Source organism: Pseudoflavitalea rhizosphaerae (assembly GCF_003991355.1).
GTDB lineage: Bacteria > Bacteroidota > Bacteroidia > Chitinophagales > Chitinophagaceae > Pseudobacter > Pseudobacter rhizosphaerae.
Map to the genome: position 1 here is coordinate 472,710 of NZ_RCSU01000003.1, position 11,851 is coordinate 484,560.

Below are 11,851 nucleotides of genomic sequence, written 5' to 3' on the forward strand. Positions count from 1 at the left end.
ATTAGAGGTTTACGGAAAATCCGATATACAATTCAGGTCTGAGTGGCAATTGCCTGTTGACAGAGAAACCCGCTCCCTGTGCAATTGTTTCAGGATCTACGCCCACTTTATTGGCCGTTACGGTCCAGAGATTGCGACCCTGGAAATAGATCCTGGCGCTGTTGAGTCCTGTATTGCCCCAAATTTTATTGTCAAGCCTGTAGGAAACGGTCACATCTCTCAGTTTCAGGAAATCGGCCTTTTCAATCATCACATCTGAGTAAGGGAAGTACCAGGCATCTGTACTGAATGCCGCCAGTTTGGGGAAAATAGTATGCGCTTCATCTCCCGGTTTTCTCCAGCGGTTGGCTACATCTTTATGCTCGATATTATCGCCATTGAAACCATCCCTGCGGAATACAGCTCCCAATTGAGAGATCATCATGAAAGAAACGTCGAATTTATCCAGGGTGAAGGTATTGGTAAGACTAAGAATGAATTTAGGTCTGGCAGTACCGGAATTCTTCATATCATCTACAGCCAGTTCGTTTCCGTATACTTTTTTATTTGCGGAGGAATAATATTGGGGAGTTCCTGTATTGTCGAGGCCCGCAAAACGATGCGTGAATATCGCATCCAGCGGATAGCCTGTTTTCAGCACAGCGCCTGCATTGCTTCCCAATATGGAGGAGGATGTACTGAAGGTGAGGAAATTGGGATTGAGATAATTGTAATTGAACTGCAGTACCTTGCTCTTATTGTAGCTTCCGTTGAAGAGTACATTCCAACCGAAATTCCTGTTCCTGATCAGATCTGATTCAAGTGATAATTCAATACCTGTATTCCTGGCTGATCCTGCATTTCTCGTAACTGTGAACCTTCCGTAGGTTGGATCGATGAAATCCGGCGCCAGCAGGTCTTTGCTGAGTTTATTGTAGAAGTCCAGCGTAAGATTGAACTTACCGCCGAACAAGCCCAGATCTGCACCGATATTGGTAATGATGGTGCGCTCCCATCTCAGGTTATTGTCGGGCAGTGAGGAGATGGTATAATTGATGGCTCCGATCACCGGCGAGAACACATTACCTGCGCCAACCAGCAGGAAGGGGCCCTGCGTGAAAGAAATGTTTCCGTTGATACCGTATGAGCCACGGATATTGAGTTTATCGATTCCCGGGATATTGAAGAATTTCTCCTGACCCAGTTTATAAGTACCACCCACAGACCAGTTGGGTCTGTACCTGTATTTGGGATTGGTGCCGAACAGGTTGCCCTGATCGATGCGCACACTACCACTCAGGATGAAACGGTTATCGTATTCATAAGAACCATTGGAGTAAACAGACACAAACCTGTTATCGCGCAATGAATAATTTCCGTTGACCACAGGCATCATGCCGTCCGGGAAAAGGAAGTCGGGATAATAAGCCATGCTGCTGTAATCTCCATAATTGAAAGGCGAAAAAGTTCCGGCCTGTTCATTATACCCAACTCTTGTAGGGGAAGTATTGTTATCTATCAGGTCTTTGTTGATCTCACCACCTGCTATAACCGAAATCCTGTGTAAACCATTGAATGTTTTTCCATAATTGACCTGGGCCCTCAGGGTGTAAGCCTCATTCTGAGCGCGTGACTCATACACCATGGCTCCATCGGGCACATAATGTTTTCCGGGAGAGGTTACGGAAGAAGAGGCATTATAAAGTGAGCGTACATAGAAGGAATTGGCATTGCGTAAGCTGCGGGTAAGACCGCTTCCTCTTGTCCAGGAGCCGCCTGCTTCTGCAGTCAAACCATCGATGATGTTAACAGAAACACTGGCGCCGAGCCTGGCCAGGAAGTTCTGGTTCTTCGTCATGTTCATTGCCAGGTCGTTAAGCGGATTGTACGCCATTGATTTAAGACCGCCGTAGTTGGTATAGGTCTCAACCAGGTCGGGTCTTACAGCGGGGATATTCTGTGAGTTCCCATGCTGGTCAACGATATTGTAATAGGGCTTCATGATGTCCCAGTTGGAGAATTTCAGCAAGTCGCTTCCCTCCATAGGCGTTGAGCTGTTATAGAAATTGATATTGGAGAACATTTTTACAGTCACTCCATTGATTGGCTTCCAGTCGTTTTTCAGATCGAGGATCATCCTGTTATCGCTGTTGCTCACCATATTATTCTGGTTAGTGATATAGCGAACAGCGGCATTGGTAGCGAATTTCTCCCCGCTGGCGGAGATGGAAAAATTATGCTGCTGTGTGAACCTGCTTCTGAACAAATGACTTTCCAGTTGGTCGAGTGTATTGTTTTTGCGCAACTGGTCCAGTTCAGCATTCACTTCCTCTTCTGTAAGCAGGCCCTGATCTTTCATTACCATCAGCTGCGTTACTCTGCCATAGGTTGCATAGGACTCATAGTCCCAGGCTACATTGGCGGCATCGCTGTTATAATAATCCACTTCTGCATCCACGTAATCTTTGGCGCCTGCTTTATTCAGGTAAGATAATTTTGGGCGAAGCTGTACTCCCGTACTGCCTTTATAGCTCAATTGCAGTTTTCCCTTTTTTGCATTTTTGGTGGTGATCACTATCACACCATTGGAAGAGCGGGCGCCATAGATGGAGGCGGCTACGGCATCTTTCAATACAGTGATGCTTTCTATATTGTCTATGTTTATTGTTTCAAGTCCTGCCGTGGTGGGAAAACCATCGATCACCAGGAGGGGGTCACCATTGGCAAGAAAGGTGGACCGTCCGCGTACCTCCACCCTGCCATCTTTTGTAACGCTGACGCCGGCGGCCTGCCCTTCCAGTGCAGTTAGTAAGCTGGGCTGCAATTTATTTTCCAGGCGTTTGGTTTGAACGGAAGACCAGGAGCCCGTCATCCTTTCCCTGGAAATGGTCTGGTAGCCTGTATTCACCGTCACGGCCACTTCATCCAGTTTGGTGGTAGTTGGGGTAAGCATAACAGTGAGAGACTCTGTTCCTTTTACCATGGCGGCGGTAATGGTCTTCACCTGGGGTGCGTATCCTACAAAGGAGAAAACAAGAATATCCCCTTCATTGGCAGGAATGGAGAAAGAACCATTCGCAGCGGTTACAACACCTTTGGAAGTTCCTTTCACGAGGATATTTACGCCGCCCATCGGCGTGCCGTCTGTATCCGTCACTTTACCGGTGATGGGGTTGATTGTTTGCATGATTCGCAATTCAGGAACAACCGGAGACTGGGGCCTGCGGCTCAGGATGATGGTTTTACCCTGGATCAAATAGTTAAGTTCCTTTTCTTTCAAGATCAGGTCCAGTGCATCTTTCAGCGGAAAATTGCGTACAGACAGAGAAATTCTTCCCACTCCTGCCAGCAGTTCCTTATTACTGAACAGCACATATCCTGTTTGTTTCTCGATCAGGGAAAAAGCCTGTTTCAGCGTCAGGTTTTTTCCTGAGATGGTTACCGTCTGGGCAGAGCCCGAGGCGTGGGCCGACATCATCGCCGCAAGGAGAAAGATCGATAGCAGTCTCATCACTCTTGAAATTTGTGCAGGCAACCTGCATCCGGCCAGGGCACGGAGATACAGGCAACCATTCGCAGTTTTTTGCATAACTTGTACTCTGTTTTGGTTGTTAATAAAAGCGGTTGCGAAACCTTTTAGGATCAACTGAAATTTCAGCCGGGAACGGGGCCAACCGTTTCCGGCCTTTTTATGTACATAGGAAAAAAGGCGGATAAGTTATTAATGGTATCAGGGAGTAACGATCAATGTTCTTCCTTCGAGGCGGAAATGCACATTTGATTTTTTCAGTGCAATCAATAATCCGTTCAGGGGAATATCACGGGTCATTTTTCCAACGAATTCAATGTCAGGCACACCGGACTCATACTTCACATCGATATCATACCAGCGTTTGAGCTGACGCATCACTTCATCGATCCTCGCATCTTCGAAATCGAAAACACCATTCTTCCAGGCCATCACCTTCCCGGCATCAGCTTTTCGAACGACCAGTTCACGCATTGCGCCAGCCTGCGTTTGCAAAGAAGCCTGCTCTCCCGGTTGCAGTACCACTTTCTCTCCGCTGCGTGTACTGGTTACCGATACTTTCCCCTCCAGCAAGGTAGTATTCAATGCAGGTTCATCGGCATAGGCATTCACATTGAAATGAGTGCCCAGTACCTCCACTTCAAACCTGTTGTCAGCATTCACCACCAGTGGTACTTTCTTTCCTTTCTGCATTACAGTGGCTGCTTCGAAATATACTTCTCCCGTTACCTCCACCCTGCGGACATCTTTTGTGAACCTGGTAGGGTACCTGATGGAACTGGCTGCATTCAGCCAGGCCACTGATCCATCTGGCAGCATGAGGCGGAACTGCCTGCCCTTCGGTGTGCTCAGTGTATTATATGTTTCTTCCCCGGCAACTTCGCCTGCTTTCTTGTATTCGAGTTGCCCGTTTGAGAGCAGCAGGTCTGAACCATTCTGATGCGATAGCATTCCATTGCCCATCGAATCCAGGATCATCTTTGATCCGTCTGCCAGTGTGAGCACAGCTCCCTCCTGTCCCGCCGGGATCTCTATTGCAGGCTTTGGTTGTTCTGCTGCTGTTTGATTTGTTTTTTGATCATTACCGAAGAACCAGATGCCGGCAATAAATACAACGACTGCTGCCGCCGCTGCCCACCAGATCCTGTACATTCTTACATACTTAGGCTGAATACGGGTTTGCAGGCTCCTTCGCATATTGACATAGGATTCCTCAAACGCTGCCTGCATCGTATATCCCTGCTCTTGCTGCTCCTGCATGATAGCATCCAGCTGCTCCTGGTATTCAGGCAGCATCAGCAGTTCGGCCAGTTGTTTTCGTCCCTCTTTGTCCAACCCACCATCGAGCCAGGCATTGATGATCTTTTTAAAGTCCACAGGATTCATATTATCATAGATTGAGCATGCGCTATGGAAAGGACGCATGAAAAACGGAGGATAAGGGGTGTTGCCGAAAAAAAATTATTTTCTTCCCAGCCAGCAATCTGAAATGAGGAGTAAGGCGCTGAGGAGGCCGGGATAAGCGGCCAGCTTCGATTTTAAAAAGGATAATGCTTCAGTGATATGTTCGTTCACAGTGGATTTGGAGATCTGCAATTGTTCGGCAATTTCCTGGTGAGTAAGCCCTTCCTGCCTGCTCAGCTGGAAAACCTGCCGGCGCCGGGGAGGCAATTGATCGATGGCTTGCTGTAACAGTTCGCGCGATTGTTTGAAATCGAGCTGGCTGGCGGGAGTATCACCCGGCAGTGTTGCCAGTTCCGGAATGATACCGGCAATACCATTATCTGGTTCTTTCAATAATTTACGGAGACCGGAGATAGTGCGATTGCGTGTAACTACATGCAGCCAGGGCTCAAAATCCTGTACAGTGGCCAGTTTGGCGCGATTAAGCCAGATCCCGAAGAATATATCCTGGGTGAGATCTTCCGCCTGCGACCTGTCTTTTATATAATTGCGCACATGGGCAAATACCTGCAGCCAGTACTGATCGAACAAGAGCGTAAACGCTTTTGTATCATCTTCAGCAATACGGATCAACAGTTCCCTGGGGTGATATGCCATGTTTGTAGACAACTGCTGCAAACTAAAATAAAAAATGCATTGGAGCAGCAATTAAGTATAAACGGGAATAGAAGAAAAAGCCGGCATATTGCCGGCTTGCGGGATGCACCAATGGTTTTGACTTTTGTTTGTTCGCCTCCGGCAAGGCGGTGCTCGCCGGAGGCGAACAAATAGAAGTCGCTCGGGGAGGCGAGCGACTGGCGCTGCGTGGTTATTTTTGATCAGGTTCTCCCTGCGGAGCTTCGGGCGCCTGCGGGGTTTCAGGTGCTTGGGCTACTTCGGCTACTGCCGGTACAGCCTCTGCTTCCTGAATATAATCTTCGGTTTGCTCTTCTTTCTTTTTTCGGAACCTGCCGAACAACCAGCCGCCGATAGCGATGATGCCCAGCACGATGAATTTTCCGAACTTGGCAATCACGGCCCAGAGCCCCACTTTGGTGAGGATCTTACCGGCAACCAGACCGCCGATGGTCCAGGCAGCCACTTCATCCACATCAGGATTGAAATCGCTGTAAGTATTGCCACTGGTGAAATTGGCGATATGGACCACTTTCGGGATATCGGCTTTCACCAGGTTGAGCTCATCCATGGTAGCTACTGCATTCAACACCAGGATACCTTTCCTTCCGAGGATACGAACACCATAATTCAATGTATGATCAGGGCTGGCGCCGAATTGCAATTCCTTTGCCCAGTGGAGGATCTTATTATCTTTGTCGTAATAAGGTTTGGAAGCCCAGCCGATCATGTGAATGGCGTCATATCCTGCTTTCTTACGTTCTTCGTTTTCTGCTTTCTCTCCTTCGCGCATATCTTTCAGGAGATCGTCGTAATTGATCTTGTCTGCATCTTCATCTTTTACATAACCGATGGCTTCATAGCTCACTACAAATGCATAGCTGCCTTCCGACATCGGGCCGCTGTTCTCCGGGAAGATCATTCCCAGGGTTTCCTTACTGGGAGGGTTACCCCAGAATTCAGTAAGTACCTTCTGGGATTGCGCCGCATCGAGGAATTTGAAACCGGCAGGAACTTTCAGTTCGATAGTGCCATCAGGCAATTTAATGGTTCCTGTACTGTATTTCATACTGGCATTGATACTATCATACACTTGCTTCATCAGTGCTTTTTCCATTGCCAGTGAATCTTCTTCGTTTGCCCATACGGCAATGGAAAAGAAGATGGCGATCAGGGATAAGATTGCTTTTTTCATATTAGTTTTTCGGGTTTCGGTAAAAGAACAACCTTTTCCCGATATTCAAAAATCCCGCAGCCTTATATTTTTCCACTTTTCAATGAACTGGAATGGCGCCCCATACAGGGACGCCATCCATTCATAACAAATCCAATTCTATCGTTCCACTTCCTGTTTCAATAACAATAATCGTGCTTTCAATTCTTCATAATTTTTATCAATCAGAACACTCTCCTTCTTCAAATGCATCACAGCCCGCACAGCATCCGGTAATGGGATATTGCTATGGATGACCGGTTCAACCACATCATAAAACTTAACAGGATGTGCAGTTTCCAGGAAAAATCCTTTCTCCCCGGGATGTTCATTCAGGTATTGCTGCAATGCCTTATACCCTACAGCTCCGTGCGGATCAGGCAGGTAGCCGTAAGAGCTGTACACTTCCCGGATGGTCTTTTTTGTTTCCACATCGCTCACGCTGTAGCTGGTGAGTACATTCTTCAATGAACCCAACTCCTGGTTGAAGAGTTCAAGCACACGAACGAAATTGCTGGGATCGCCCACATCCATTGCATTGGAAATGGTAGCCACTGCGGGTTTCGGCTGGTACTCACCTGTCTGTAAAAAATCAGGCACCACCGCATTGGCATTACAGGCTGCAATGAAATGTTGCACCGGCATGCCTGAAACATGCGCCAGCAGCCCCGCACAGATATTCCCGAAATTTCCGCTGGGCACGGAGATCACGGGTGGATTATTTTTATCTTTCCATTGCTGCCAGGCAAAAAGATAATAGAACTGCTGCGGCAGCCAGCGCGCCACATTGATGGAATTGGCTGAAGTGAGGAACAGTTGCTCTGTCAGTGAAGCATCGGCAAATGCCTGCTTCACCAGTTTCTGACAATCATCAAAACTGCCATTCACTTCCAGTGCACGAATATTCTTTCCCAATGTGGTGAGCTGTTTTTCCTGCACGGAACTTACTTTACCGGAGGGATAAAGGATCACCACTTCCACACCCGGCACATCATAAAACCCATGCGCCACTGCACCACCGGTATCGCCGGAAGTAGCCACCAGCACCACCACTTTTTCTGAAATGCTTTTGGAGAAATATCCCAGGCAGCGGCTCATGAACCTGGCGCCTACATCTTTGAACGCCAGTGTAGGGCCATGGAACAATTCCAGTGTACTGATATTTTCGTTTATACGTACCAGTGGTATATCGAAGTTGACGGTCTCGCTCACGATCCTCCGCAGATCAGCTTCGGGAATGGCATCGCCAACATATGGACTGATCACATTGAACGCAATCTCTTCTTTGCTCAGCTCTTCAATATTATCGAGGAAGGATTTCTCAAATGCCGGAATACGTTCGGGGAAGTAAAGGCCCTTGTCTGGCGCCTGTCCCCTGATAGCGGCTTCTTTGAAACCCACTGCCGGCGATTGCCTGTTCAGACTATAGTATTGCATGATGATTGATTAAGGTTGATGAACCGTTACAGGCGATACACGCACGCCTTCGTAACTGATACTGGTTACATAAGTTTTGAAATCGATGCCCAGTTTAGTATATACGTCCTGCATCAGTTGCTCTACTTCATTTGCAGTGGATTCCTTTTCACTGAGCATGAATATGGATGGACCTGATCCTGAAATACCGCCGCCCAGTGCGCCTGCTTCACGGCTCTTCGATTTCACATCATCGAAACCGGGAATGAGGATGCTGCGCACCGGTTCGATGATCACATCTTCCAGCGAACGGCCGATGAGTGCATAATCCTGTTTGAGCAGGCCCGCAACCAATCCGGCAATATTGCCCCATTGTTTGATGGCGCTCTTCAATTGCACTTCTTTGCGAAGGATCTGCCTGGCATCCGCCGTACGCACTTCGATCTGCGGATGCACAACAGTTACAAAAAGCGGGGGACCGCTGAGCTGTACAATGTCCAATGGAAAAATGGAACGGATCAAAGTGATGCCTCCATAGATCGCAGGCGCGATATTGTCTGCATGTTTCACACCGCTGGCAACTTTCTCTCCATTCATCGCGAAGCGCACAAGATCTTCATTGGAGAATGGTTTGCCCAGCAATTCATTGGCTGCTACCACTGCGCCTGCAGAGCTTGCTGCGCTGGAACCCAGTCCGCTTCCGGGTTTGATACGCTTTTCTGTTACCAGGTGAAAGCCCGGAGGGTTATCCAGTTCTTCCAGCATGGCCAGCAAAGCGGCGCCGGCCACATTTTTTTCCGGCTCTGTAGGCAGCTGGTAAATATCTGTATGTTCGATGCTGATGCCGGGCTCCTCCTTCAGGGTGAGGGTCATCACATCATCCGGGCGATGCAGCGCCATGCCCAATACGTCGAATCCGCAAACGAGATTGGCCACTGTGGCGGGAGCATGTACCTGAACTGATTTACTCATGGGTTGTTTTTTTAAAGTGTTAATGCGCTGCGCGAAGAATATCTGCAAATACTCCCGATGCAGTTACTTCTGCGCCGGCGCCTGCCCCTTTGATCACCATCGGCTGGTCAGGATAACGATTGGTGTAAAACAACACCACATTGTCTTTTCCATAGAGATGATACAGATTATGCTCCGGCCCGATATGCTGCAGCCCCACCGATGCTTTGCCGTTATCGTAGCTCGCCACAAATTTCAGCTTCTTACCTTCTTTGGCAGCATCTGCATACAGCGCTTTGAAATGCGCTTCCTGGTTAGCCATCTCTTTGTAGAAGTCTGCCACGCTTCCTTCCATACAACTGGCAGGCATAAACGATTTATTGGAGATCTCTTCCATTTCCAGTTGTTCACCGGATTCCCGCGCCAGGATCATGATCTTGCGCATCACGTCGGTACCACTGAGATCCAGACGTGGATCAGGCTCGGTATAACCTTCGTCCTGCGCCTGTTTCACCACATCGGCAAATGGTTTCTCTCCGTTGTAATTATTGAAAACGAAATTGAGGGTTCCGCTGAGCACTGCTTCGATCCTGTTCACCACATCGCCGGTACGTTTGAGATCGTTCAAAGTGCCGATCACCGGCAACCCTGCTCCCACATTGGTTTCAAAGAGGAAACTGGCATTGAACTCGCGGGCCAGGTCTTTCAGCCTGCGATAATATTCGAATGAAGAAGAACAGGCTACTTTGTTACAGGCAACCACAGCAATGCTTTTCGACAATAACTGATCATAAACAGTTGCCACTTCGCCATTGGCGGTAACATCCACAAACACGGAGTTACGGAGATTTCTTGCACGTACCTGGTCCACAAACTGCTGAAGGCCCATTGGTTCTCCTGCTTCCAGGGCCTCTTTCCAATTTGCCAGGTCGATCCCTTCCTCTTTGAAAAGCATTTTCCGGCTATTGGCCATCCCTATAACTCTTAGCTGTAAGCGAAGATTCTCCAGCAGGTATTGCTGCTGCTGTTGCAACTGTGCAATCAGCTTTCCTCCCACATTGCCGGTGCCGGCCAGGAAGAGGTTCACCTGTTTATAAGTGGTTTCGAAGAATTCTTCGTGTAGTACGTTGATGGCTTTACGCACATCCGATGCAGCCACTACAGAAGTGATATTCCTTTCAGAAGATCCCTGTGCGATGGCGCGAACATTCACGCCGTTGCGGCCCATCGCCCCAAACATCTTTCCACTCACACCCGGATGACTTTTCATATTATCTCCCACCAGCGCCACCACTGCGAGATCTTTTTCAACTACCAGCGGGTCCACTTTTCCGGATTGTATCTCAAAACGGAAAGTGTCGTCGATCACTTGCTTTGCTTTTTCTGCCAGTGCATCTTCAATACCCACGCAGATGCTATGCTCTGAAGAGCTTTGTGTGATCAGGATCACGTTGATCTGTTCACTGGCCAGCGCTTCAAAGAGTCTTTTCGAGAAACCGGGAATGCCCACCATACCGCCGCCTTCGAGGCTGAGCAATGTGATCTTGTTGATGCTGGCGATACCACGGATATGATTGCCGTTGAGCATCACTTCTCTCTCAATCAATGTTCCATAGGCGCCTGGCTCGAAAGTATTCTTCACCCATACCGGGATATTCTTTTTCATCACAGGCTGAATGGTAGGCGGGTAGATCACTTTGGCCCCGAAGTGTGAAAGCTCCATCGCCTCCTGGTAAGAGATATGCGGCAATGCCTTTGCATGCGGCACCAGGCGGGGATCTGCAGTCATCATACCGCTTACATCGGTCCATATTTCCAACTGGTTTGCATCCAGTGCAGCAGCGAAAATAGCAGCAGTATAATCCGACCCGCCTCTGCCAAGTGTGGTGGTTTGCCTTTCAGCATTGGAAGCGATGAAACCCGGAACAACAAAGAGCTGGTCTTTTACAGAGGCAAAGTATTGTTGAATGGCATGATCCGTAACATCGCGCACAACTGCAGCATTGCTGTAATTGGAATCGGTGAGGATCAGTTCACGTGAATCCTTCCAAACAGCGCCGCTTTCGTTCATACGCGCAGCAATGAGATGTGAGCTCATCAATTCTCCGAATGCAGCAATACGATCTTTGGTGCGGGAGCTCAGTTCACCAAGCAGGAAAACACCGTTGCAGATATCTTCAATTTCATTGCATCTTTGTTTCATCCAGCTAAGGACGCTGCTCTGCTTTGCAACGGGGATCAGTGTTTTCACGGCTTCGAGGTGCCGCTGTTCTATAACCTGTAAAACATTCTTGTATTGTTCATCGCCTGCGGCAGCCAGGGCGCCGCTCTGCAACAGCAGATCGGTAACGCCTCCCAGTGCAGAAACCACTACTACCGTTCTGTCTTTCTTCAACGCCTCTTGAACTATATCCACTACTTTATTGATGTTGACGGCATTGGCTACTGAACTGCCACCAAATTTCAGGACCTGCATATATTGATTGTTGAAATGATTGAATGATAAATGAATAAAGAATAACCTTTTCGGTATCGATGTGTAGCTACAAAAAGCCCAGAAGGTAATATGGAATATGACAACCCTTAGCGGGTTGTTGTAATCGTAATAATAGTGGACGTAGCCGTGGAAGCTACGGAGGCAGAAGAGATGATATTGTTGATAATTGCCACTATTATTCTACTAG

The 11,851-nt window shown here is 48.2% G+C and carries 7 protein-coding genes; all 7 read right to left on the reverse strand.

Going from position 1 to position 11,851, the window contains the following annotated elements; all coding sequences use genetic code 11:
• Position 1 precedes the first annotated feature (1 nt).
• The 7 genes from D9Y29_RS07675 to thrA all read right to left on the reverse strand — a co-directional run bounded on the left by D9Y29_RS07675 (position 2) and on the right by thrA (position 11,643).
• On the reverse strand, positions 2-3,568 hold the full coding sequence (locus tag D9Y29_RS07675; RefSeq protein ID WP_127126659.1) for a SusC/RagA family TonB-linked outer membrane protein: 3,567 nt from the start codon (positions 3,566-3,568) through the stop codon (positions 2-4).
• 141 nt (positions 3,569-3,709) lie between these two features.
• Positions 3,710-4,894 (reverse strand): FecR family protein, encoded by a 1,185-nt coding sequence (locus D9Y29_RS07680; protein ID WP_164735308.1) that lies wholly within the window; start codon positions 4,892-4,894, stop codon positions 3,710-3,712.
• Between the two features lie 75 nt (positions 4,895-4,969).
• The gene (locus tag D9Y29_RS07685; RefSeq protein WP_127126663.1) at positions 4,970-5,569 is read right to left on the reverse strand and encodes an RNA polymerase sigma factor; all 600 of its coding nucleotides are present in this window, start codon (positions 5,567-5,569) and stop codon (positions 4,970-4,972) included.
• A 211-nt stretch (positions 5,570-5,780) separates the two neighbouring features.
• Positions 5,781-6,782 (reverse strand): DUF2167 domain-containing protein, encoded by a 1,002-nt coding sequence (locus D9Y29_RS07690; RefSeq protein WP_127126665.1) that lies wholly within the window; start codon positions 6,780-6,782, stop codon positions 5,781-5,783.
• A gap of 138 nt (positions 6,783-6,920) precedes the next feature.
• The gene (thrC, locus tag D9Y29_RS07695; RefSeq protein WP_127126667.1) at positions 6,921-8,237 is read right to left on the reverse strand and encodes a threonine synthase; all 1,317 of its coding nucleotides are present in this window, start codon (positions 8,235-8,237) and stop codon (positions 6,921-6,923) included.
• A 9-nt stretch (positions 8,238-8,246) separates the two neighbouring features.
• A complete protein-coding gene (locus D9Y29_RS07700; protein WP_127126669.1) occupies positions 8,247-9,188 on the reverse strand; it encodes a homoserine kinase in 942 nt (313 codons plus the stop codon).
• A gap of 19 nt (positions 9,189-9,207) precedes the next feature.
• Positions 9,208-11,643 (reverse strand): bifunctional aspartate kinase/homoserine dehydrogenase I, encoded by a 2,436-nt coding sequence (gene thrA / locus D9Y29_RS07705; protein ID WP_127126671.1) that lies wholly within the window; start codon positions 11,641-11,643, stop codon positions 9,208-9,210.
• Between the last annotated feature and the right edge of the window lie 208 nt (positions 11,644-11,851).